This window comes from Nocardia acidivorans NBRC 108247, from assembly GCF_001625085.1.
Taxonomy (GTDB): domain Bacteria; phylum Actinomycetota; class Actinomycetes; order Mycobacteriales; family Mycobacteriaceae; genus Nocardia; species Nocardia acidivorans.
In genome coordinates, this window is record NZ_BDAW01000044.1 from 1 (window position 1) to 24,069 (window position 24,069).

20 protein-coding genes and 1 riboswitch are annotated in these 24,069 nt (G+C 66.5%); of the genes, 12 read left to right on the plus strand and 8 right to left on the minus strand.

Features of this window, described 5'->3' with window-relative positions; genetic code table 11:
• Positions 1–77 precede the first annotated feature (77 nt).
• Together NA10_RS22905 and NA10_RS22910 are read left to right on the plus strand one after the other, a co-directional pair.
• Positions 78–2,348 (plus strand): AAA family ATPase, encoded by a 2,271-nt coding sequence (locus tag NA10_RS22905; protein WP_084515148.1) that lies wholly within the window; start codon positions 78–80, stop codon positions 2,346–2,348.
• A gap of 124 nt (positions 2,349–2,472) precedes the next feature.
• Positions 2,473–3,819 (plus strand): hypothetical protein, encoded by a 1,347-nt coding sequence (locus NA10_RS22910; protein WP_157556689.1) that lies wholly within the window; start codon positions 2,473–2,475, stop codon positions 3,817–3,819.
• Here NA10_RS22910 and NA10_RS22915 read toward each other — a convergent pair.
• The 5 genes from NA10_RS22915 to napA all read right to left on the minus strand — a co-directional run bounded on the left by NA10_RS22915 (position 3,810) and on the right by napA (position 8,335).
• Positions 3,810–5,165, minus strand: coding sequence for a phosphatase PAP2 family protein (locus NA10_RS22915; RefSeq protein WP_245677659.1), 1,356 nt, complete (start codon positions 5,163–5,165; stop codon positions 3,810–3,812). The two genes, NA10_RS22910 and NA10_RS22915, sit on opposite strands and share 10 nt — an antisense overlap.
• 194 nt (positions 5,166–5,359) lie before the next feature.
• Positions 5,360–6,505: a glutamate--cysteine ligase gene (locus tag NA10_RS22920; RefSeq protein WP_067571320.1), complete on the minus strand. Its 1,146-nt coding sequence runs from the start codon at positions 6,503–6,505 to the stop codon at positions 5,360–5,362.
• Between the two features lie 14 nt (positions 6,506–6,519).
• A complete protein-coding gene (sodC, locus tag NA10_RS22925; protein WP_067571322.1) occupies positions 6,520–7,200 on the minus strand; it encodes a superoxide dismutase[Cu-Zn] in 681 nt (226 codons plus the stop codon).
• Between the two features lie 147 nt (positions 7,201–7,347).
• Positions 7,348–7,944, minus strand: a complete 597-nt coding sequence (locus tag NA10_RS22930) for a LytR C-terminal domain-containing protein (protein ID WP_067571324.1) — start codon at positions 7,942–7,944, stop codon at positions 7,348–7,350.
• Positions 7,945–7,981: 37 nt separating this feature from the next.
• Positions 7,982–8,335, minus strand: a complete 354-nt coding sequence (gene napA, locus NA10_RS22935; RefSeq protein ID WP_067571327.1) for a nucleoid-associated protein NapA — start codon at positions 8,333–8,335, stop codon at positions 7,982–7,984.
• 181 nt (positions 8,336–8,516) lie between these two features.
• Between napA and NA10_RS22940 the strand changes: the two genes are divergently transcribed.
• The 3 genes from NA10_RS22940 to NA10_RS22950 are packed head-to-tail and all read left to right on the plus strand — an operon-like array spanning position 8,517 to position 10,927.
• Entirely contained in the window at positions 8,517–9,107 is a 591-nt protein-coding gene (locus NA10_RS22940) for a peptide deformylase (protein ID WP_067571329.1), read from the plus strand.
• Entirely contained in the window at positions 9,097–10,065 is a 969-nt protein-coding gene (locus NA10_RS22945) for an N-acetylglutamate synthase, CG3035 family (RefSeq protein WP_067571331.1), read from the plus strand. The genes NA10_RS22940 and NA10_RS22945 overlap by 11 nt, the downstream gene beginning before the upstream one ends.
• 46 nt (positions 10,066–10,111) lie before the next feature.
• Entirely contained in the window at positions 10,112–10,927 is an 816-nt protein-coding gene (locus tag NA10_RS22950; RefSeq protein ID WP_067571333.1) for an exodeoxyribonuclease III, read from the plus strand.
• A 3-nt stretch (positions 10,928–10,930) separates the two neighbouring features.
• Here NA10_RS22950 and NA10_RS22955 read toward each other — a convergent pair whose 3' ends face one another.
• Positions 10,931–11,569 (minus strand): hypothetical protein, encoded by a 639-nt coding sequence (locus tag NA10_RS22955; RefSeq protein WP_067571335.1) that lies wholly within the window; start codon positions 11,567–11,569, stop codon positions 10,931–10,933.
• 164 nt (positions 11,570–11,733) lie between these two features.
• Complete coding sequence (locus NA10_RS22960; RefSeq protein WP_067571337.1) at positions 11,734–13,560, minus strand: acyl-CoA dehydrogenase; 1,827 nt, start codon at positions 13,558–13,560, stop codon at positions 11,734–11,736.
• Between the two features lie 450 nt (positions 13,561–14,010).
• Between NA10_RS22960 and NA10_RS35870 the strand changes: the two genes are divergently transcribed.
• The 5 genes from NA10_RS35870 (at position 14,011) to NA10_RS22980 (ending at position 19,948) form a co-directional block, all read left to right on the plus strand.
• Positions 14,011–14,223 (plus strand): Txe/YoeB family addiction module toxin, encoded by a 213-nt coding sequence (locus NA10_RS35870; protein WP_084515144.1) that lies wholly within the window; start codon positions 14,011–14,013, stop codon positions 14,221–14,223.
• 243 nt (positions 14,224–14,466) lie between these two features.
• Positions 14,467–15,093, plus strand: coding sequence for a TetR/AcrR family transcriptional regulator (locus NA10_RS22965; RefSeq protein WP_067571339.1), 627 nt, complete (start codon positions 14,467–14,469; stop codon positions 15,091–15,093).
• Positions 15,094–15,166: 73 nt separating this feature from the next.
• Positions 15,167–16,372, plus strand: a complete 1,206-nt coding sequence (locus NA10_RS22970; protein ID WP_067571341.1) for a homogentisate 1,2-dioxygenase — start codon at positions 15,167–15,169, stop codon at positions 16,370–16,372.
• A 10-nt stretch (positions 16,373–16,382) separates the two neighbouring features.
• On the plus strand, positions 16,383–17,555 hold the full coding sequence (fahA, locus tag NA10_RS22975; protein WP_067571343.1) for a fumarylacetoacetase: 1,173 nt from the start codon (positions 16,383–16,385) through the stop codon (positions 17,553–17,555).
• A 137-nt stretch (positions 17,556–17,692) separates the two neighbouring features.
• Positions 17,693–19,948, plus strand: coding sequence for an MMPL family transporter (locus NA10_RS22980; protein WP_067571345.1), 2,256 nt, complete (start codon positions 17,693–17,695; stop codon positions 19,946–19,948).
• Here NA10_RS22980 and NA10_RS22985 read toward each other — a convergent pair.
• Positions 19,941–20,612 carry a TetR/AcrR family transcriptional regulator gene (locus tag NA10_RS22985; protein ID WP_067571347.1) on the minus strand — a complete coding sequence of 224 codons (672 nt, stop codon included), beginning with the start codon at positions 20,610–20,612 and terminating at the stop codon, positions 19,941–19,943. The genes NA10_RS22980 and NA10_RS22985 overlap by 8 nt on opposite strands.
• Before the next feature lie 96 nt (positions 20,613–20,708).
• Here NA10_RS22985 and NA10_RS22990 point away from each other — a divergent pair, with 96 nt between their 5' ends.
• Together NA10_RS22990 and thiC are read left to right on the plus strand one after the other, a co-directional pair.
• A complete protein-coding gene (locus NA10_RS22990) occupies positions 20,709–22,106 on the plus strand; it encodes a lipase family protein (RefSeq protein ID WP_169812627.1) in 1,398 nt (465 codons plus the stop codon).
• A gap of 75 nt (positions 22,107–22,181) precedes the next feature.
• A riboswitch (TPP riboswitch) is annotated at positions 22,182–22,308 on the plus strand.
• Positions 22,303–23,964, plus strand: a complete 1,662-nt coding sequence (gene thiC, locus NA10_RS22995) for a phosphomethylpyrimidine synthase ThiC (protein ID WP_067571351.1) — start codon at positions 22,303–22,305, stop codon at positions 23,962–23,964. Its footprint overlaps the riboswitch before it by 6 nt.
• The last annotated feature ends 105 nt before the right edge of the window (positions 23,965–24,069 follow it).

Here is a 24,069-nt window from a genome sequence, read left to right on the forward strand (position 1 = left end):
AGCCCGCCCGGAGCGAAGCGGAGGGCAAAATAAGCACCGAGCCCGCCCGGAGCGAAGCGGAGGGCAAAATAGGCACCGTGCCCGAACTCGCGTTGACCGCACGACTCAATATCTCCGCCGCCGATGCCCGCAGGGGGTTGGTGCGGTTGCATCCCGAGGCGCTGGCGGCGCTGGGGTTGCGGGAGTGGGATGGGATCTCGTTGATCGGGGCGCGGCGGACCGCGGCGGTGGTGGCCATCGCGCCGAAGGGGACGCCCACCGGGGTGGCGTTGCTCGATGATGTGACGCTGTCGAACGCGGGGGTGCGCGAGGACACGACGGTGACGGTCGCGCCCGCCGTGGTTTTCGGGGCGCGGCAGATCTCGGTGACCGGCTCCACCCTGGCCACCGGGTCGATTCCGGAGACCACGCTGCGGCAGGCGCTGTTGGGCAAGGTGGTCACGATCGGGGACACGGTCTCGCTGCTGCCCCGGGATCTGGGGCCGGGAACGAGCACTTCGGCTGCGTCGCAGGCGCTTTCGCGCATCTTCGGAATCGCGTGGACCTCGGAGTTGCTGACCGTGACCGCGACCGACCCCGCCCCCGGACCGGTGAGCGTGCAGCCCAATAGCGCTGTGGTGTGGGGACCGGGGATCGCCGCCACGGATTCGCCGCGTGCGCTCGCGGGTGATGTGTCTGCGCAGGCCCCGGATCGCCGGGATCGCCCCGTTCCGCCGGAGGGCGCGGAATCGACCGCACCGGCGTCGGTGGTGGCGATGGCCGATCTGGCGGGTGTGCAGGCGCAGGCGGCCAAACTGACCGAATGGCTGAATCTGGCCCTCGATGAGCCGGAATTGCTGAAAACCCTTGGGGCGTCCTCACATCTGGGTGTGCTGATCACCGGTCCCGCGGGTGTCGGCAAGACCACGTTGGCGCGCGCGGTGGCGAGTGCTCCGCGCACGACCCCCGCGGGTAGACCGGCGGGTCCCCGGCGATTGGTGGAATTGGACGGCCCGTCGGTGGGCGCGACCGAGAGCGGCACTCGGCTGCGCGAGGTGAATATGGCTGTCTCCGATATCTGTTCGGGTGCGGGCGGGGTGCTGCTCATCACCGATATCGACGCGCTGTTGCCCGCCGAGGCGGAACCGGTGGCCACGCTGATCCTCGATCAGTTGCGGGCGGCGGTGGCCGCTCCGGCGGTGGCGCTGCTGGCCACGACCTCGCATCCGACCGAGGTGGATGCCCGCCTGCGTGCCCCGGAACTGTGTGATCGCGAGGTGACGCTGCCGCTGCCGAGGGCGGCGGTGCGCGCGGCGCTGTTGGAGCAGTTGCTCCGCAAGGCGCCCACCGACAGTGTGAAGCTGGATGAGATCGCCTCGCGCACACCGGGTTTCGTGGTGTCGGATCTGGCCGCGCTGGTGCGGGAGGCGGCACTGCGGGCGGCCTCGCGGTCGAGCCGGGAGCATTCCGAGCCCATGCTGCGGCAGCAGGATCTGCTCGGGGCGCTGGAGGTGATCCGCCCGCTGTCCCGTTCGGGCACCGAGGAACTGGCCATCGGCAGCCTCGGTCTGGACGATGTCGGTGACATGGTGGAGACCAAACAGGCGCTGACCGAGGCGGTGCTGTGGCCGCTGCGGCATCCGGATTCGTTCGCGCGCCTGGGTATCGAACCGCCGCGCGGGGTGCTGCTCTACGGCCCGCCGGGGTGCGGCAAGACATTCCTGGTGCGCGCGCTGGCCAGTACCGGGCAATTGAGTGTGCACACCGTCAAGGGTGCGGAGTTGATGGATAAATGGGTGGGCTCCTCCGAACGCGCGGTGCGCGAATTGTTTCAACGCGCACGCGATTCCGCGCCATCGCTGATTTTCCTGGACGAAGTGGACGCGCTCGCACCGCGTCGCGGGCAGAGCAGTGATTCGGGGGTGACCGATCGGGTGGTGGCCGCGTTGCTCACCGAACTCGACGGTGTGGAGCCGTTACGCGATGTGGTGGTGGTCGGTGCGACCAATCGCCCGGAATTGATCGATCCGGCGTTGACCCGCCCGGGCCGGATGGAGCGGCTGGTTTTCGTGCCGCCGCCCGATGCGGCCGCGCGCGCGGAAATCCTGCGCACCGCGGCGAAATCGGTGCCGCTGGAGAAAGAGGTGGATCTCCGCGAACTCGCCAAGGATTTGGACGGATATTCGGCGGCGGATTGTGCGGCGCTGCTGCGGGAATCGGCGCTGTCGGCCATGCGCCGCGATGTGGATGCCGCCGATGTCACCGCGGCGGATGTCGCGGCCGCTCGGGCGGCGGTTCGGCCGTCGCTGGATCCGGTCCAGGTGGAGGCGCTGCGGTTGTTCGCGGCACAGCGGGCGGCTTCCGGATAGTCGTCGCGGGGGCGTCCACCGCGCAATTGAGACCGACAGGTTTGTTAACTGAATTCGCTCCGCGGCGAAATCAATTAGGCGAGTCGAACCGATCGGTACGCGCGGGCACGGTAATTTCCTCCAGGTGAGGCCGTATCAGGTAGCGACCGAGACGATCACGGCACTGGTCGCGACGACGGTTGCTGGACTTTCGCTAGCCATGCCGATCGATTTCGGCTGGACCTCCAATACCTCGGCACTGCAATTGGATCTGATGGCGTACTCGCTACCGCGCGCGATTGCCGCGGGCGTACTGGTCGCTATGATCTCCGCCGTTCTGATCACCACGCTGGGCAGCATTGTCATCGCCTGGGCCACCGCGCTCGGCGGCCTCATCGCATTGACGGTGAACCATATCTTCGGCCATCAAACCGAACCGTCCTCGGCGCTGTCCACCTTGAATTTCATCGATTCCCTCGCGGGCGGACTGGTATTGGGCGCGCTCGGTGCGGCGGTGCTGCACCATCGACTGCCCGCCTACGGCTGGACGCTCGGCATCATCACCAGTGTGCTGCTCGGTTCGGTCAGCCCGATGCCGCATCTGGGCGGTGTGCTCAGGGACGGATCCGGGCCCAGCGCCTGGGAATCCATGGAGATGCCGCCGCTATGGATGCTCGAGCTCGCCCTGGTGCTGGTGGCCATCGGCACACTGCTCAATCGCAATCGCAAACCGGCGGAGCGGCCCTCGATCGAACTGCCGCTGGCGCCGATTCTGGCGGGCGTGGTGCTGGTGCTGGTCACCGTCGCCAGCGCGGAGTGGCTGGCACGGCACGGCGACACCTTCGCCGGTATCGGGGTGGCGGTGGTGACCACGGTGGCCACCGCACTCATCGCGGCCATGCTGCTGCCCGGCCGCGATGGTGAATTGGTGCTGGTGACAGTGGGTTTGAGCGCCGTGGGTTCGGCGGCGCTGGCGGCGGAGCTGCCGGCCTGGACGATTCCGGTCGCGGTGGCGATCACGGTCTTCGGCATGTGGTACGGCACCCGCCGCGGCGCGGCCATGACCTGTCTGGTGCTGATTCTGCTGCTCGGGCTGTTCACCGCGATCACCGCGAATTCCGATCGCGCGATTCTGACGGTCGGCGGCACGGCCGCGCTGGCCTGGCTGGTCGGCTACGGATTGACCTCGGCGAACCCGCGTTTCGTGCCGAATCGGGTGCTGGCCACCATGATCATCTTCATTCCGTCGGCGGTGCTGGGTCTGCGCGACTATGTGGCGCGCGGGCACTACGCCATGCAGGACTCCAGCAAGGCCGTGGTGTGCACGGTGGTGTCGGAGGACACGTCCGCGCCCGGGTGGACGGCGAGCCTGATCGTCATCGGCTGTATCGGCGGCCTGTACGCCCTGCGTCACAATCGCTCCGCGTCGACCGAACCGGGCGGCGATACCGGCGATGCCAATGATTCCGGTGCGGAGCCGACTCAGGCGTGAGCTGCCGCGCCGACCGCGGCCGGAGCGGGCAGGGTCGCGAACCAGGTGCGATAGAACGCGACGGCATAGCCCGCCAGCAGTCCGAGAATCATGATTCCGGCGGGTACCGGATTCTGGGCGATCTCGACCGAGAGGTACCGGTAGCCCAGCAGCAGCGCCACCACCAGTGCCGCACCGCCCGCGACGAGCTGGATCCGGATGCGGTCCCAGCCGCGGACCGGATCGCGCAGGGCGGATTCGATGGTCATGCACAGCACCGCGCCGACCACCAGATCCGCACCGTAGTGGTAGCCGAAGCCGAGGGTGGCCGAGAGCGTGGCCAGCAGCCAGAACGTGCCGCCCCAGCGCAGCCAGGCCGGTGCGGGCGAACCGTCGATATCGCGGCGCGAGTGGATGAAGATCGAGAGCGCCCACGCGGTGTGCAGGGAGGGCATGCAATTGCGCGGTGCGATGGTGCCGAACGCAATCGCGCCGGGCGAAAGGTCGATGGGCGGAACCACATTCGGCCAGTAGTTGCCGAGCGTGAAGCCGTGCCCGTCCGCGCCGTAGGCGAAGACCGGGCCGACCACGGGGAAGATCACGTAGAAGATCGGGCCGATGAGGCCGACCACCAGGAAGGTGCGCACCAGGTAGTGGCCGGGCCAGACGCCGGTCTCGACCACATTGCGCAGCTGCCAGATGGTGACGATCATCGCGCCGACGGGCAGTTCGATATAGACCCAGTGCAGGATGAATTCGACTACCGGACCGAGGCTTTCAAGCACCTGTCCCATGACCCAGGATGGATTGCCGAGCGCGCGGTCGACCAGCACGACGTGTTCGTCCAGCACTTGCGGTCCGGCCATCATGGTGATGACCAGCCACACCTCGGCGACCTTGCTGGAGAGTGTGAGCAGAATGCCGAGCGCGGCGGCATGCAGGGCGTTGCGCTTGTCCTTGCCCTCCCAGCCGAAGTTGGCGATCAGCACCAGGCCGGTGAGGACGATGACGGGTCCGTTGCCCAGGGCGAGCGGTCCGCCACCGAGGGTGCGGATAACCTGGTACACCAGATCGATGCCCGCGGCCGCGGCGACGGCGAGGAATCGCCTGCGCCAAGTGAGTCCGATGAGGGCCAGGCCGAGCCCGGCCCACGGCACGGTGACCGATTTCGGGGTGCCCGCGTAGTCGGCCCAGAGGCTTTCCAGCGGCCCGAGGAAGTGATTGTGCGCGGCGATCAGCTGCAATCCGATGAGCAGCATCGGGACGGCGGTCAGCAACGCCGCGAGCTGCAGCCGCCGCGAGGGCAGCCAGGAGGTCCGGCGTGCTCCACCCACCACTTCGGAACGCGGACCGTCGAGCAACACCACGCCATAGTAAACGTCGTATGAACGCGAGCCCCCGCGCGAGCTGAACACCGGCCCCGGGTCCGGGGGCAGCCGCCCCGGTCGCGGCCGGGTCACCCCTGGCCAGTGCGTACGCCGTTCAACTCGGCGTAACCGAAATCACACTTCGCGGAAACGGCGGATGGGCCGAGTTCTACTGTGCGAGTTCCCGAATGGGGCTACCGGGCCAGTTCGGTAACCAGGGAATCGACGACGCTGACCAGATCCCCCTGATTGGCCGCGGCCACCCGGCGCTGACGCTGATAGGAGGCCCCGCGCTTGGGGATATCGGCGACCAGTGCGAGTTCGTTCTCGCAGCCCAGGCTCTTGGCGGTGGGTTCGAGGCGGTTCAGCAGATCCATCAGATCATCGGTGACCAGGCGTTCATTACTGGCGGCATCGGTGATGATGATGGCGTCCAGCCCGTAGCGGGCGGCTCGCCACTTGTTCTCCTGGACATGCCAGGGCGGAATGGTCGGCAGGGTTTCGCCGGATTCGACGCGGCGGTCCAGATCCACGATGAGGCAGTGGATGAGCGCCACGATGGCGGAGAGTTCGGCGCGGCTGGGGGTGCCGTCGCAGATGCGCACCTCGATGGTGCCCCATTTGGGTGCGGGCCGGATATCCCAGTGCATGCCGCCGATCTGTTCGAACACACCGGTTTTCATCTGGTCGTGTGCGAAAGCCTCGAACTGCGTCCAGTTTTCGAATTGGAAGGGCAGTCCGGCGGTGGGCAGCTGCTGGAACATGAGGGCGCGATTACTGGCGTAGCCGGTGTCCACACCCGCCCACATGGGCGAGGAGCTCGACAGCGCGAGCAGATGCGGATAGGACAGCAGCAGCGAGTTCAGAATCGGAAAGACCTTCTCCGGGTGAGAGATTCCGACGTGCACGTGCACGCCCCAGATCAGCATCTGGCGGCCCCACCACTGGGTGCGCTCGATCAGTTCGTCGTAATGCGGACTGCGCGTGAGCTGTTGGGTCGACCACTGCGCGAACGGATGCGTTCCGGCGCAGAACAGATCGACGCCCAGCGGGTCCGCGGCGCGGCGCACCGCGTCCATGGTGGCGTGCAACTCGTCCACGACCTCGCCGACATTGTCGTGCTTGCCGGAGACGAGTTCGACGGTATTGCGCAGCAGCTCCTTGGTGATCTGGGGATGACCGTCCCAGGAGCGCAGATCACCGCATGCCTCGAAAACCGCTGCGGCCCTGTTGGAGAGATCACGCGTCGTCTTGTCGACGAGCGCGACCTCCCACTCCACGCCGAGCGTGGGCCGAGGCGAACTGTTGAAGTGGACCTTCGAAATGCCTGCCCCGGCCATGGTTCACCTATGGGTTATGCGACTACGCCGCAGGCGACGCGAGCGCCCGCGTCACCGGTCGCCAGTGTTTCGGCGTCCGGCCCGGCGGCGCCACCGGCCTGGGTGTAGCGACTCGGAATATTGCCGAAGTTGTCCGCACCGGCGTGGATGATCAGGGCCTTGCCCTTGAGCTCGTCCAGGGTGACGGCGTCGGTGGTGGTGGTCAGCTTGGCCGTGCCGTCCTGCTTGACCTCGAGGGAGGTGAGGTCACCGCTGGCCGGATGCGCGTTCTGGTCACCGGACTGGAAGTGGCCACCGGCGGAGAGGAAATCGCCGGCCGCGCCGCCGGTGGGAGCGACGGAGTTGGGCTCGCACTTGCCGAGCTGGTGCACGTGCAGGCCGTGGAAGCCAGGCTTGAGACCGTGCGCCTCGACCGTGACCTCGAGGTGGTTGCCGATCTTGCCGAAGGTGGCGGTGCCGACGGTCTGGCCGTTCGAGTCCTTCAGCGTGGCGCTGACGGAGTCGGTCGGCGGGTTGGTGAGCCCACCGTGTCCGGTGCCTGCCGGTGCGGGGGAGCCGCTGAACACCGGCGGGGTCGTCCCCTTGACGTCGCTCGATTCCTGGCCGTTCGAGCAGCCTGCGATACCGAGGACCGCGACCGCGAGCACCGGGGTCACAGTCCACCAGGACGGGCGACGAGTTGTGGACGGGGCCATCGGGGAACTCCTTTACGAGTCCGAGTTTAAAGAAAGCTGCGTGGACATGATTACTACTCGGACAAGATGATGCCAGAGCCGTGACCCACTCCCCCGCAGGGGCTGGCCGGGTGTTCGGCAGCCGGGCGGTTGCCGCTCACGAGCGGATCAGTTGCCCGTGACGATGACGATGACTCCGGGCGGGCTGTCCATGATTCCGGCGAATCGCGGCTCGGCGCCGACGCCGAGCTGTGCGGCGACGGCCTGTGCCGCCGCCTTCTCCGCGGCCGAACTGCCGTAGTACACAGTGGTTTTCGGGATGACACCGGCGCCGTAGTTGCCGGTCTCGGCGATATTCCAGCCGTCGGCGCTGAGATCGTTCGCGGTCTTGGCGGCCAGGCCCGCGACCATGCTGTTGTTGAAAACCCGTACGGGAACGGACTTGTCGACACCGGCGTGGGCCGTGGTGGTCGGCGGCGCGGGGGTGGTGGCGGCCGGCGTGGTGGCGGCCGGGGCGGCGCTGCTCACCGGCGGGGTGGCCACCACCGGCGGCATCGATGATGAAACCGCCGGTGCCGCAGTGGCACTCGCCACAGTGGCACTCGCCACAGTGGTGGAGGATGCGCTGGAAGCCTCGGCGTCGGAGGAGTCCGAGCTCGACAGCGACATCGCGCCGATTCCGGCGAAGACGATGGCCAGCGCGATCAACACCATGGCCAGCGCCCGCAGCGGCGGGCCGCCGGACGGCGAATTCGGAGTGCTCACGGCGTGGAGCCTAATCGCTGCGACGGGTCCGGGCGGTTCACACCTGGAATCCGAGACGGCGTGCGGCCCTGGTCTTCTGACGGCTGGCCCGCAACCGGCGCAGGCGTTTCACCAGCATGGGGTCCGCGGCCAGGGCTTCGGGCCGGTCCACCACGGCATTGAGGACCTGGTAGTAGCGGGTGGCCGAGAGGTCGAACAGCTCCCGGATGGCTTCTTCCTTCGCGCCGGCGTACTTCCACCATTTACGCTCGAAATCGAGAATGTCGAGTTCGCGTCGTGAGAGGCCGTGCGCGCCATCGGCGTCCGGCGCGGTGGTGTCGGCCGCGATCTCCGCGCTCACGGAAGGGCCGTCCCCGCTTGCGGAAATGTTCCGGGCCGCTGCGCTGTCCATAGTGCTCCCTCGCCGAGTGGTCACCAGACGAATATGGTGCTGTGTCCGTCGCCCATTCAACCACGCGGCGTAGACATCGCGGCGCGTACCGTTCGGCGTGTTTTGGTGAACAAACCCCGGCGTGTCGCGGCGTCCACAGGTCCCGGAAAGAGCTCCGCAACCACCCAGTAGGCTGTTCTACATGGCTATTCTCCCGATCGTCATCGTCGGCGACCCGGTTCTGCACAACCCGACCGAGAAGGTCACGCAGACACCCGAGGAACTGGCCGAGTTGATCGCGGACATGTACGAAACCCTGGACGCCGCGCACGGTGTCGGTTTGGCCGCCAATCAGGTCGGCGTACCGCTGCGACTGTTCGTCTACGACTGCCCCGACGAGGGTCCCGACGGCACGGTGGTGCGGCGCCGCGGTGCGGTGATCAATCCGGTGCTGGAGACCTCCGAGATTCCCGAGACCATGCCCGATCCCGAGGACGACGAAGAGGGCTGCCTCTCGGTTCCGGGCGAGCAGTTCCCCACCGGGCGCGCGGAGTGGGCGAAGGTCACCGGCACCGATGAGCACGGCGCACCGGTCGAGATCGAGGGCGAGGGTTTCTTCGCCCGCATGCTCCAGCACGAGACCGGACATCTGGACGGCTTCCTCTACGTGGATGTGCTGATGGGCCGCTATGCCCGCAGCGCGAAGAAGGCCATCAAGCGAAACGGCTGGGGCACACCCGGTTTGAGCTGGATTCCGGGCACCGTCCCGGATCCGTTCGGGCATGACGACTGACCCCCATTCCCGTGCCGCCGCACTGCCGCCCCTCGGCCGGAGGGTGGTGGTGCGCTATCGCCTGCCCGAGGGGTATCCGCAGCCGCTCACCGATGTGATCGGCGAACTCATCGCGACCGATCCGCTGACCGTGCGCACCGGCGACGGCCAGGTGGTGTCGGTGGCGTGGGATCGGGTGGTGGCGTGGAAGGAATTGGGCCCCAGGCCCATTCGGACCAGTGAGATCCGCGCGCTGGAGGCGGCGGCGGCCGACGGCTGGCCGGGCACCCAGCGCGCCTGGATCGACGGCTGGCTGCTGCGCGCCGGTGAGGGATATACCGGGCGCGCGAATTCCGCTGTACCGCTGGGTGGTTCGGACGGACCTGCGCTGACCTCCACCGATACCGTGCACCGGATCGGCGAGTGGTACACCGCGCGGGGGCTTCCGCTGCAACTGCTGCTGCCGGATCGGCTGGCGCTGGCGCCCGCGGGCTGGCGCACCTGGAACGAGACCCAGGTGCTCGCGGTCGATATCGCGACCATGGTGCTACCGCCCGGACCGTCCATGGTGCGCATCACCGGTACGCCCGATGGCGCATGGCTGTCCATGCACCGGCATCGCGGCGGTGATACCGAGATCGGCTCGACGCCGACCGTGCAGGTGCTCACCGCGGTGCGGGACGGTGAATTGGGTTTCGCCACACTGGGTCTGCCCACTCCGCTGGCCATCGGCCGCGCGGCCGTCACCGGCGCACCCGATGGCCGGCGCTGGGTCGGGCTGACCTGCGTCGCGGTGGCGGCCGAACATCGCAGGCACGGGCTGGGCGCGCTGGTGTGCGCGGAATTGATCCGCTGGGGGCAGACACGCGGGGCCACGCACGCCTATGTTCAGGTGCAGGCCGATAATGCGCCGGCGCTGGCGCTGTACCGGGAGCTCGGCTTCATCGATCATCACCGGTACCGGTACGCCGCACCCTGATCGGCCCCGGATTTTCCGAAAGTCCATATTTCCGAAAGGCTTTGCTGTGCGTCTCGCGACCTGGAACGTGAATTCGATTCGCTCCCGGCAGGATCGGGTGCTGGCGTGGCTGGATAGGACGGATATCGATGTGCTGGCCATGCAGGAGACCAAGTGCAAGGACGAGCAGTTCCCGTTCGAGGCCTTCGAGGCCGCCGGGTACGAGGTCGCGCATGCGGGGCACAGTCAGTGGAACGGGGTCGCCATCGCCTCGCGCGTCGGGCTCGATGACGTGGAGATCGGTTTCCCGGATCAGCCCGGTTTCGACAAGGACGCGGGCGAATCACTGCTGAGCGCGCCGGTGGTGGAGGCGCGGGCGATCGGCGCGACCTGCGGCGGAGTGCGGGTGTGGAGCCTGTACGTGCCCAACGGTCGCGCGCTCGACGATCCGCACTACACCTACAAGCTGGAATGGCTTGCGGCGCTGCGCGATGCGGGCAGTAAGTGGCTGAGTGAGGATCCGAACGCGCAGATCGCGCTGGTCGGCGATTGGAATATCGCGCCCACCGATGCCGATGTGTGGTCGCCGGAGTTCTTCGAGGGCAAGACGCACACCTCCGAGCCCGAGCGCGCCGCGTTCGAGGCCGTGACCGAGGCGGGCTTCACCGATGTGATGCGGCCGTTCCACCCCGGACCGGGCGTCTACACCTACTGGGATTACACCCAGCTGCGCTTCCCCCGCAAGGAGGGCATGCGCATCGATTTCATTCTGGGCTCACCGGATCTGTCCGCCCGGGTCACCGAGGCGAATGTGGACCGCGAGGAGCGAAAGGGCAAGGGCGCCAGCGATCATGCGCCCGTGGTCGCGGTCCTCGCGGACTGAGCGCTAGGCCGGGCGGGTCTTGATGGCATCCCGGGAGATGAATACGTCATAGCTGCCGCCGGTGGCGATGACGGCATTGCCGTAGGCCGAGCGCACGAACGGTTTGGTGTACCAGGACTGGTCCTTCATATCCTTGAAGAAGTCACCGTCGCCGCCATTGAGGAAGATCTGATTCTGCTTGGTGGCGATACCGTCCAGGCGCTGGCCGTAGAGCCGGGTCACCTTGTAACCGGAGTTGAAGCCGAGCGCGTTCACCCACGGTTCCAGCTCGACGATATTGGCCTGCAACACCCACATATCGCCCTCGACTTGGTATTTCAGATGCTGTTCGTCATGGTCCTTGTCCCCGTACAGGGTTAGGTCGACATCCATCATGTGCTCCTGCCCGGCGACGGGCGTGGTCACGATATGCGCCGCCTTGATCTCACCGGTGAGGCCGAGGAACGTCTGTAGCAGCGTGGTGATCCAAAGGATCACCACCGCAACGAGAATCAGGGACACCGCGCCCGCGCCCCGGCCGGCGATGACTTTGAAGCCCACCTTGCGTGCCTTGAACAGCGCGGTCACGAGTAGAGCGATCGCACCGATCGCGAGCACGGCAATCAGGATCTGAATCCAGCCGAAGGACACCGGGAAGACCATGCCGTAGTTGTACCCGGTTATACCGACACATCACAGCAGGTCATAAACGAAATATGCGTGTCATGTCGGCGCGTCACCAAACACGCCGTGTAGACACGCTTCTCGCCCTCTGACACACCCCGGCCCCCGCACCTCGGTGCGGGGGCCGGGAGATCTCGGAGAGGTCAGAAAGCGGCCTCGTCCAGCTTCATGATGTCGTTATCGAGGTTCTCCACGACCGAGCGGACGCCGGTGATGAGCGGCAGCTTGTTCTTGGCGAAGAACGACGCCACGGCGACCTTACCGGTGTAGAAGTTCTTGTCCTTCTCCGCCGCACCGGCATCGAGCGCCGCCTGCGCGATGGTGGCCTGCTCCAGCAGTCGCCAGCCGATGACGAGATCGCCTACGGCGTACAGGAATCGGACCGAACCGAGGCCGACCTTGTACAGCTCCTCCGGAGTCTGCTGCGCGGCCATCAGGTAGCCGGTCAGCGCCGCCGCCATGCCCTGCACATCGGCCAGGGCCGTGCCGAGCAGTCCGCGCTCGATCTTGAACTGATCGGGTCCGCCGTCGATGAACTTCTGGATGAGCCCGGCCACATGCGCCAGCGCCACACCCTTGTCGCGAATGATCTTGCGGAAGAAGAAGTCCTGCGCCTGGATGGCGGTGGTGCCCTCGTACAGCGAGTCGATCTTGCAGTCGCGGATGTACTGCTCGATCGGGTAGTCCTGCAGGTAGCCCGAACCACCCAGGGTCTGCAGCGATTCGGTGAGCGATTCGTAGGCGCGATCGGAACCGCAGCCCTTCACCACCGGCAGCAGCAGATCGTTGACGCGCTCGGCCAATTCGGCGTCGATACCGTAATTCGCCTGTGCCACATCGGCGTTCTGGTACGAGGCGCAGTACATGTACAGCGCGCGCAGGCCCTCGGCGTACGCCTTCTGGGTGGCCAGCGAGCGGCGCACATCCGGGTGGTGGGTAATGGTGACGCGCGGGGCGGCCTTATCGGTCATCTGGGTCAGGTCCGCGCCCTGGACGCGCTGCTTGGCGTATTCGAGCGCGTTCAGGTAGCCGGTGGACAGCGCGCCGGTGGCCTTGGTGCCCACCATCATTCGTGCGTTCTCGATGACCTTGAACATCTGCGCGATGCCATTGTGCTTATCGCCGACCAGGTAGCCCACGGCGGGGACGTCGCCGCCGAAGGTGATCTCACAGGTGGGCGAGGACTTGATGCCCATCTTGTGCTCGACGCCGGTGACCAGCGCGCCGTTCCGCTCACCGATCGCCATGGTCTCGGGATCGAAGTGGAAGCGCGGCACGATGAACAGCGACAGGCCCTTGGTGCCCGGTCCGGCGCCCTCGGGGCGGGCCAGCACCAGGTGGAAGATGTTCTCGGCGGTATCGCCGACGTCGCCGCCGGAGATGAAGCGCTTCACACCCTCGATATGCCAGGTGCCGTCGGGCTGTTCGATGGCCTTGGTGCGGCCCATGCCGACATCGGAGCCGGCATCGGGCTCGGTGAGCACCATGGTGCCGCCCCAGCGGTGCTCCCAGGCGTACGCGCCCCAGCGCTTCTGCTGCTCATTGCCCTCTTCGAAGATGACCTTGTGCATGAGCGGACCCATATTGAAGAAGCTGGCCGAGTTGTTGGCGGCCACGATCATCTCCTGGATGCCCCATACGAGGGCGTTCGGCGCGTACACGCCGCCCATCTCCTCGGGCATGCCCAGACCGGAGTAACCGGCCTCGTTCACCGCGGCGACGGTCTTGCGCAGCAGGTCCGGCACGATGATGGTGTGGTTCGCGGCGTCGAATTCGACCGGGGTGCGGTCACCCTCGACGAAGGATTCGGCAATGGGCCCCTCGGCGAGGCGCACCACCTCGGTGAGCATGTCACGGACGGTCTCGCTGTCGAGATCGCCGTAGGCGCCCTGATCGAGCAGCGCCCCGATTCCCAGCACTTCGAACAAGTTGAACTCGATATCTCGTAGGTTCGCCTTGTAGTGGGACACGGGAATGGCCTCCTCGCCTAGGTCTTCTTGATCAGAGCGAAGTTTGCCGTACGGCCGTCCGGCTACGCCACCGTAGGCTGTAAATATTTGCCCCCGCTTCGCTCCGGCGGGTTCACGGGCCCCTTGGCACCGCTTCTTCCCACCCTCCGCTCCTGTGCGGCGCTCCCCCGCTCCACTCGGTCCAGAAACGGGGCGGGCCGCGAACATGAATGTCACAACATTGTGGGGCGGGTCACAAACCCGATGTGATCATGCACCTTGCCGGGCGGCGCGGCCGTTGAGGGTGCATGCTTGCTGCGGGGTAACTGTCACCGGGGTGGCGGGGACGTCGGCGGCAATGCGCTCGCGCAGCAGCCGCGCCGTCATGGGACCCAGAACGCCTTGGGCCACAAGGATTTTTGAGCGTATCGCTCTTCAGCATGGCCGAGACCGGGCGGACCGCCGGGCGGTATGCCCTGTAGACGATGCCGGGCTGATCGAAGCCGCCGGTCTGGCGCATCCATCACCGCGAACGGCGAAGCCGAAGGGATCGGGAAGCCGGAACCATTGCGGCACAACCTGTCCGGATGGCGGTCGAGGCGCATCACCCAGGAACACCGACTTGTGTATCGGGTTGCCGACGGCGTGATACACATCCTGTCCCGCCGACACCGCTACGAGTGAACCGACCACCCCGGAAAAAGCGGGCCGGTGGCGCGCGTCAGTCGCCGGGTCTTCGGGTTGAACAGGGTCTCGGTCATCTCGTCTTCCTCGGTGCCGAAGCACGCTTCCTTCGTTAATGTAGCATTATTATTCACGAACGCAGGAAATGCTCTCCCGACCGCCGCGGAGCACGAAGTTCACATACCGGCCACCCGCCGCGACCAGCCGTTCCCCTCTCCGCGCACGCTGCTATGGTCGGTGCTCATGGGCACCGAATCGGCTGTACGACCCCGCCAGCGCGCGCGGCATCTCGGTCCCGAACGCCGCCGCCCGCAGGTGCTCGACACCGCCCTGCAGATCGCCGCCGACGACGGCATCGCGGCGGTCACCATTGCCGCGGTCGCCGATCGGATGAAGGTCACCCGGCCGGTGGTCTACGCCTGTTTCGCCGATCGCGTGGAACTCATCGAGGCGCTGCTGCGCCGCGAGGAGGACCTCATGCTGACCGGAGTGATGGCCGCCCTGCCGCGCCGCCGCGTCGAGGCCGATGAGGCGGTCTTCGTGGAGGGTTTCCGCGCCCTGCTGCACACCGCGACCGCGCGACCCGATGCCTGGCGACTGCTCTACGGCAATCCCGATCCGGCCGTGGCGAGTTCATTCGGGCGCGGCCGGGAGCTCGCGGTGGAGCGCTGCACCCGGCGGCTGCGACCCACGCTCAAGGCCTGGGGCACCGAGGATGCCGAGCGCAAACTCGCCGCACTCGTCGAATTATGGGTCTCCGCGGGCGAGGGCGCGGTGCGAACACTGCTGACCGAACCGGGTGACTGGACCCCGGACACGCTCGGCGAATTCGTCGGCGCGGCGGTGTATCGAGCGCTCAGGAACGCCTGAGCAATTCCGCGGCCGCACCGGCAATCCGGTGGTTACGATGGAAAACGGACCATCAGTCAGCGGGAGGCGGGCGATGACGTTCTATCGACAGGTGGGAGATGTGCCGCCGAAGCGGCATACCCAGCACCGGGACACCGAAGGCAAGCTCTACTACGAGGAGCTGATGGGAGAAGAGGGCTTCTCCGGCGACTCCTCGCTGCTCTATCACCGCGGATTACCGCCCGCCATAGTGGATTCCAGCGTGTGGGTACTGCCCGAGCAGCGCACCTATCCGAATCATCCACTGCGGCACCGGCATTTGAAATTGCACGAACTGTTCCCCGAGGGCAAGCCGGAGCTCACCGATATGGTGAACGGGCGGCGGCTGCTGCTGGGCAATGCCGATGTGCGTATTTCCTATGTGGCGGCGCTGCGCGAATCGCCGCTGTATCGCAATGCCATCGGCGATGAGCTCGTCTATGTCGAATCCGGCGGCGGGGTCGTCGAGACGGTGTTCGGGACGCTGCGCGTGCACCGGGGACATCAGGTGCTGCTGCCGCGCGCCACCACGCACCGCTGGCTGCCGGACGGTCCGGAACCGTTGCGCGCCTATATTATCGAGGGCACGGGGCATATCACCCCGCCCAAGCGGTACCTGTCCAAGTACGGGCAACTGCTGGAGCATTCGCCCTACTGTGAGCGCGACCTCCATGGTCCGGCCGAACCGTTCCAGGCCACCGGCACCGATGTCGAGGTGCTGGTCAAACATCGTCCCGCCGGTGAAATCGTCGGCACCAGCATGGTTTACGCCACGCATCCCTTCGATGTGGTGGGGTGGGACGGCTGCCTGTACCCGTTCGCCTTCGATATCGCCGACTTCGAGCCGATCACCGGGCGGATTCATCAGCCGCCGCCGGCGCATCAGGCATTCGAGGGCAATAACTTCGTGGTCTGCAATTTCGTCCCGCGCAAGGTGGACTATCACCCGCTGTCGATTCCGGTGCCCTACTACCACTCCAATGTGGACTCCGACGAGATCATGTTCTACTGCGGCGGAAACTACGAGGCGCGCAAGGGATCCGGTATCGGGCAGGGTTCGGTGTCGGTGCATCCGGGCGGCTACGCGCACGGGCCGCAGCCGGGTGCGTACGAGCGCAGTATCGGGCTGGAGTTCTTCGACGAATTGGCCGTCATGGTCGACACCTTCCACCCCCTGCAATTGGGTGAGGCCGCACTGGCCTGTGAGGACCCCGGATACGCCTGGACCTGGTCGGGACGCGGACCGTCGGAATGGATTTGAGAGGGTGGATATGAACAGTCGAGTGCGGATCGAAGTCCCCGAGGGCTCCGGATTCGGCCCGGCGCATCTACCGTATTGCGTTTTCCGCCCGCTCGGCGAGGAGCCGCGGGTGGGCGCGCGACTGGGCGATGATCTCATCGATCTGGCGGTGGCCCTGGATGATCCGATGTTCGCCCAGCCCAGCCTGAACGCCTTCATGACGCAGGGCCCGCAGTGCTGGCGGGAGGTGCGCGAGCTGGTACGCACCGCCGCCGAGGGGGAATTGCCCGCCGCCGCAGTGCATTCGGTCGCCTCGGTACAGCTGGATCTGCCGGTCCGGATCGGCGACTACGTGGACTTCTACGCCAGTATCGACCATGCCACCGCCATGGGCCGCATCTTCCGGCCCGATGGTGAAGCGCTGCTGCCGAATTGGCGGCATCTACCGGTCGGCTATCACGGCCGGGCGGGCACCGTGGTGGTCTCCGGCACCGAGATCATCCGCCCCGAGGGTCAGCGGCGAACCGATTCCGGCGCACCGGATTTCGGGCCGAGTCGCCGCCTGGACATCGAGGCCGAGCTGGGTTTCCTGGTCGGGGCGGGTTCCCCGCTGGGCACGCCCATCCGCACCGCCGACTTCGCCGAGCACGTCTTCGGGGTGGCACTGGTCAACGACTGGTCGGCGCGCGATATCCAGGGCTGGGAGGCGCAACCGCTCGGTCCGTTCCTCGGCAAGTCCTTCGCAACCACCCTCTCGGCCTGGGTGACACCGCTGGAAGCCCTGTCGCAGGCCCGGATTCCGCTGCCCGAACAGGACCCCGAACCACTCCCGTATCTGCGCGAGGACGCGCCCTGGGGTTTGGATATCGACCTCGAGGTGCACTGGAACGGCGAACGCGTCTCCACCCCACCGTTCCGCCGCATGTACTGGTCCCCCGCGCAAATGCTGGCCCATATGACCGCCAACGGCGCCTCCACCCGCACCGGCGACCTCTTCGCCTCCGGCACCATCTCCGGCCCGGAGCGTCACCAACGCGGCTCCTTCATGGAATTGAGCTGGGGCGGAACCGAACCCATCACCTTGGACGGCGTCCAGCGCACCTTCCTGGAGAACGGCGACGAAGTCGTCATCACCGCCACCGCGCCCGCGGCCGGGGGCGGACGGCTGAGCCTGGGCGAGGTCCGGGGCCGCGTGGCGGGCTGACTTTCCCGAATCGGACGGCGCGCTATCGCCGATAGATAGCCGAACGCTATGGCAATGACCATGATCACTGTCCATCGCGGTGGCGAGATCGGGAACGCTACCGTTCCGAGGTCTGAGACCTCGGAGGATGCGCGTCAATGTTGACCAGTCTTGCCCGGTTCGCCATGTCGCGCCCGCGCGCCGTCCTGGTGGCCGCCCTATTGCTGATGATCGTGTGCGGCGGTTTCGGGGCCACCGCGAAATCGCATATGGTCGGCGGCGGCTATCTCACGCCCGAGTTGGAATCGGTGCGGGCCAACGATTTCATCGACGCGCACTTCCCGGGCGGCAATCCGAATTTCATCGTCATGGTCAGCTCCGATGACGGGGTGAACGATGCGCGGACCAGGGCCGAGGCGCAGCGCGTGACCGATCTGCTCAGTCACGACCCCGATATCACCGGGGTGCGATCGTATTGGACCAGCGCCGCCACCCGCCCCGACCTCGCGACCGCGCTGCGGAGTCAGGACGGTAAGCGCGGACTCATCATGGCCACGGTCACCGGCACCGATACCGAGGTGCAGAACCGGGCGGTGAAGCTCAGCGAGGAACTCAACGGTGATCGGGACGGCGTGCGGGTGCGGGCCGGCGGGATGGCGGGCACCTTCGCCGATATCAATCATCAGGTCGAGAAGGATCTGATTCTCGCCGAATCCATCGCGGTGCCGGTCTCCGGAGTGCTGCTGGTGCTGGTCTTCGGCAGTGTGATCGCGGCCGGCCTGCCACTGGTGGTGGGACTCTTCGCGATCGCGGCGACGCTGGGCATTCTGCGATTGATGACGACCTTCATGGAAGTGTCGATCTTCGCGCTGAATATGACGAGCGCGCTGGGTCTGGCGCTGGCCATCGACTACAGCCTGTTCATTGTCAGCCGGTATCGGGAAGAGCTCGGCAATGGCCTGGATACCCGGGCCGCCATTGCCCGTGCGGTCCACACCGCCGGGCGCACGGTCGTATTCTCCGGTCTCACCGTGGCGCTGGCACTGGCCGCGTTGGCGGTGTTCCCGCAGCCGTTCTTCAAATCCTTCGCCTACGCCGGTGTCGCGGTGGTGGCGGCCGCGGTCGGCGCGTCGCTGGTCCTGCTGCCCGCCGCGCTGATCCTGCTCGGGGATCGGGTGAACGCGTGGGATCTGCGTAAACCGCTGCGGCGCATGCTGGGTCGCGGTGAACCGCGGGCGGTGCAGCCGGAGCGGAGCGGCTGGTATCGCTGGGTCACCACGGTCATGCGGTGGCCGCTGCCATTCGCGCTGGTCACCACCGCCATCCTGCTGCTGCTCGGATCTCCTTTCCTGTCAGCGCATTTCGGCACACCGGACGATCGGATGATCGGCACGTTCGCCTCCAGCCGCCAGGTCGGCGACGCGCTACGCCAGGACTTCACCGCCAATATGGCCTCGAGTGCGGTCGTGGTACTGCCCGGATTCCACGGCGCGCCCCACGAGATCGGCGGGTACGCGGCGGCCCTGTCGCAGGTACCGGGCATTCCGGCGGTCATGTCCGGTGACGGTGTCTTCGTCAAGGGCGCGAAGATGGCTCCGGGCATCGCGCAGATGACGGGACCGGATGGGGCGTACCTCTCGGTGGGCACTACGGAAGCACCCTTCGCCAAGGCGGGCAAGGAGCAACTGGCGCAATTGCGCGCGGTGCCCGCGCCCGGCCCGGTGCTGTTCGGCGGAGCGGCGGCGCTCAATGAGGACACCATGGATTCGGTCCTCACCCGACTTCCGTTGGCGGCCGGACTGATCGCGGCCATCACGCTGGTGCTGCTGTTCCTGTTCACCGGCAGTGTGGTGCTGCCGGTGAAGGCGCTCATTCTCAATGTGCTGTCGCTGACCGCGACCTTCGGCGCGATGATCTGGATGTTCCAGAACGGGCATCTGTCCGGCGTCCTGGGCTTCACCCCCACCGGCAGCGTCGACATCTTCATGCCCATCCTGATGTTCTGCCTGGCCTTCGGCATGTCGATGGATTACGAGGTCTTCCTGCTCTCGCGCATTCGAGAGGAGTGGCTGGCCTCGGACCGCAGCCGCGAGGCCAATACCCGATCGGTGGCCCTCGGCGTGGCCCGCACCGGCCGGATCTTCACCGCCGCAGCGGGTTTGATGGCGGTGGTGCTGCTCGCGGTGGCCACCTCACACGTGACGGCCATGAAGCTGTTCGGCATCGGCCTGGCGCTGGCGGTCATCGCCGATGCCACCATCATTCGCGGTCTGCTCGCGCCCGCGCTCATGCGCCTGATGAGCACCGGCAACTGGTGGGCTCCCAAACCCCTTGCCGCACTGCATAAGCGGATCGGCTTGGAGGAGGAGCCCGCCGGGGAACCGGCCGGCGAGAAGACGCCCGCGCTCACCTGACCCGGCGACCGGCGTCCACCACGATGAGCAAGCGCGCGAGGTCGGCGGTGAGGGTCTCCACCGAGTCCGGATCGCCGCCGTCGTCGTGATGGTGCAGCCAGTCGGCGACGAGTTCGAACATGCCGCCGATGATGGCCAGGCACAGCGCCAGCCCCTGCCGGTCGGTGAGCGAATCATCCACCGGCCATTGCCGATTCAGGAAGTCCGCGGCCCAGCGCCGATTGCTGCGGCGTTTGGCCTCTACCGCGGGTGAGATTCCGCCGGCCTCACCGAAGGTGACCTTGGCCAGTCGCGGATCGTCGGCGATGGCGTGCACGAAGGCGGCGACCAGGATCGGCAGGCGTGCCGACCACTCCTGATCGGCGGTTTCGGCGGCGACCTGCGCGACCCGCTGCTGGATCTGTGCGGTGATCTGTTCCAGCAGTGCGGTGTAGCAGGCTTCCTTACTCTCGAAGTGATCGTAGAAGCCCTTGGTGCCGACGTAGGCGGCCTGGCAGATCTGCTCGATCGAGGTACCCGAATAGCTTTGCCGGGCAAAGAGTTCGGTGGCGGCGGCGAGCAGTTGGCGGCGGCGCTGGGCGCTGCGCTCGTCCGCGTCGAGGCCGCGGATCCGACGCCGCACGGGGGTCCGCTCCGGCGCCGCGGCCGGTTTGCTGCGGGTCATGCCCACACGATAGTCGTGCGCGTTTCAGAAAGGCATCTTGTTGGTAATCGGATGCCGTGTTGTAATCGTCGTCACGTCGATTGGAAGGAAACGGACGTGGCTATCAATGGGGATCGCCGACGACGGGGAAGGCGGCGGTTCACCGCCGCCGCGCTCGCGACGGCTGTGACGGCATCGATCACGATGCTGCTGGGGGGTGCGGCCGCCGCACCGGCGAGCGCGGCGCCGCAACCGCTGAATGTGGACCGGTTCTACAGTGCGCCTGAGGGTTTCGAGTCGACCGACCCGGGGACGATTCTGCGTTCGAGGGAAGTACAGCTGGCGGTGCTCACCGTGCTACCGGTGCATGTGCGGTCCTGGCAACTGCTGTATCGCACCACCGATCTGTTCGGGCAGCCAACGGTCGCCGCGACCACGGTGGCGATTCCGGACGGGGCCGACACCTCGCACGGTCGTCCGCTGGTCTCGCATCAGTTCTTCTACGACAGCACCTCGCCCAATTGCGCGCCCTCCTACGTCCTGCAACAGGGCGGCGGGCTGCCCGCACTGGAGGGCATTCACTCCACGGTCGAATACCTGGAGCTGGCGGCCTCGATCAGCCAGGGCTATGCGGTGAATGTGCCCGACTATGAAGGGCTTTACGGGCATCTGGCGGTCGCCGAGGAACCCGGATACATGATCCTGGACAGTGTCCGCGCGGCCGAGAGTTTCGAACCGCTGGGCCTGGACGGCGCGAATACCCCTGTCGCACTGTGGGGTTACTCCGGCGGCGGGATGGGCAGCGGCTGGGCGGCGGAGATGGCGCCGAGTTACGCGCCGGAGCTGAATATCAAGGGCATCGCCATGGGCGCACCGGTCTCGGATGTGGAATCGCTACTGCACGTGAACGGTTCAATGTTCGCGAGCTTGATCGGCGTCGGCATCGCCTCGCTGCGCAACGCCTATCCGAAATTCGCGGATGCGGTCGACCGCTATATGACGCCCGAGGGCAAGGCGGTCATGGATCGCACCGCCAACCAGTGCCTGGTGCGCAATGTGCTGAATCTGATGTTCACCGACTATCAGCGCATGCTGACCATTCCGATCGCGGACTTCCTGGCACTACCCGAGGTGAAGGAGGTCTTCGATTCCACTGTGCTGGGCGCGAATCCGCCCACCGCGCCGACCATGGTCTATCAGGGCGTCTACGACGAGGCGGTGCCGTGGTACACCAACGACCGCATGGTGCGGCAGTGGTGTGACGGGGGAACCTCGGTCTACTACAAACGCGATCACCTCAGCGAACACCTCACGCTGACCACGCTCGGCATGGCCGACGCCTTCAACTGGATCAAGACCCGGCTCGCGCCCGGCGCGGCCGATCCGGTGGGCTGCCGCACCGACAATGTGATCACCATGCTCGGCAGTCTGGACGCGCTCGCCACCCAAACCGAGATCAGCCTGAACGCCGCATTCGGCGCACTGGGTTGGCCGATCGGACCACGCGAACGCTGAACAGACCGCGCAGAACTGTACGAATCCCCACTTCGCGGATTTCGGCTACCCGGTAAGGTCGGCGGCGGCATTCAACCATTTGCCAACGGGGGCTCGCACCAGCGGGCTGAGAGGACGGCTAGCCCATTCGGGCGGAGCAGGGCCGTCGACCGTATGAACCTGACCGGGTAATGCCGGCGTAGGGAGGATTCGACATATGTCATCGAAACGTGCCACCGGGAGTTCCGCGCCCGTCGACACCGTGACCACCGGCCCGATCCAGGGCAGCGTCAAACACTACGAAATCGTCGAGGCCGACGGCGTGACGCTGCGCGTTCCGGTGCGGCGGGTCAACCTCACCAATGGTGAGCATTTCGATCTGTACGACACCTCGGGCCCGTACACCGACGACACCGCGGTGATCGATCTGGAGGCCGGGCTGCCCCGCACCCGCGACTCCTGGACCAAGCCGGATATTCCGGGTCCGCGCACCCAGCTGGCCTGGGCGCGTGCGGGAATCATCACCCCCGAGATGCACTTCATCGCCGCCCGCGAAGGCGTATCGCCCGAGCTGGTGCGCGAGGAGGTGGCCGCGGGCCGAGCGGTGATTCCGGCCAATCACAATCACCCCGAATCCGAGCCGATGATCATCGGCAAGAAGTTCCTGGTGAAGATCAATGCCAATATCGGCAATTCGGCCGTGAGCTCCTCGATCGCCGAGGAAGTCGAGAAGATGGTGTGGGCCACCCGCTGGGGCGCGGACAACATCATGGATCTGTCCACCGGCAAGAACATTCACGAAACCCGCGAATGGATTCTGCGCAACTCCCCGGTCCCGGTCGGCACCGTGCCGATCTACCAGGCCCTGGAGAAGGTGAACGGCGATCCCACCAAATTGACCTGGGAGATCTACCGCGACACCGTGATCGAGCAGGCCGAGCAGGGCGTGGACTATATGACCGTGCACGCGGGCGTCCTGCTGCGCTATGTGCCGCTGACCGCCAAGCGCGTGACCGGCATCGTCTCGCGCGGCGGGTCGATCATGGCGGCGTGGTGTCTGGCGCATCATCGGGAATCGTTCCTGTACACCAACTTCCGCGAACTCTGCGAAATCCTGGCCAAGTACGACATCACCTTCTCGCTCGGTGACGGACTGCGGCCCGGCTCCATCGCCGATGCCAATGACGAGGCGCAGTTCGCCGAGCTGCGGACCCTCGGCGAGCTCACCAAGATCGCGAAATCCTATGGCGTGCAGGTGATGATCGAGGGGCCCGGTCACGTGCCCATGCACAAGATCGTGGAGAACGTGCGGCTCGAGGAGGAGCTGTGCGAGGAGGCCCCGTTCTATACCCTGGGCCCGCTGGCGACCGATATCGCGCCCGCGTACGACCACATCACCTCGGCCATCGGAGCGGCCATCATCGCGCAGGCGGGGACCGCGATGCTGTGCTACGTGACGCCGAAGGAACACCTGGGTCTGCCGAACCGCGATGACGTCAAGGTCGGCGTGATCACCTACAAGATCGCGGCGCACTCCGCGGATCTGGCCAAGGGGCATCCGCACGCGCAGGACCGCGATGACGCGCTATCCAAGGCGCGCTTCGAATTCCGCTGGCACGATCAGTTCAATCTGTCGCTGGATCCCGACACCGCGCGGGAGTACCACGACGAGACCATGCCCGCCGAACCCGCCAAGACCGCGCACTTCTGCTCCATGTGCGGTCCGAAGTTCTGCTCCATGCGCATCTCCGCGGATGTGCGCGAGTACGCCGAAAAGCAGGGATTGACCGATGTCGCCGCCATCGAGGCGGGGATGGCGGAGAAGTCGGCCGAGTTCGCCTCCGCGGGCAACCAGGTCTATCTGCCGGTCGTCTCGTAATCCGCTCCCAGCGTGCACCTGTCGCATCGATCGGGCGGCTTCCGCCGGTCGGCCTCGGCAAGTGCACGCTCGGGACAGGGCATTCCTACTTCTCCGCAGTTCCAT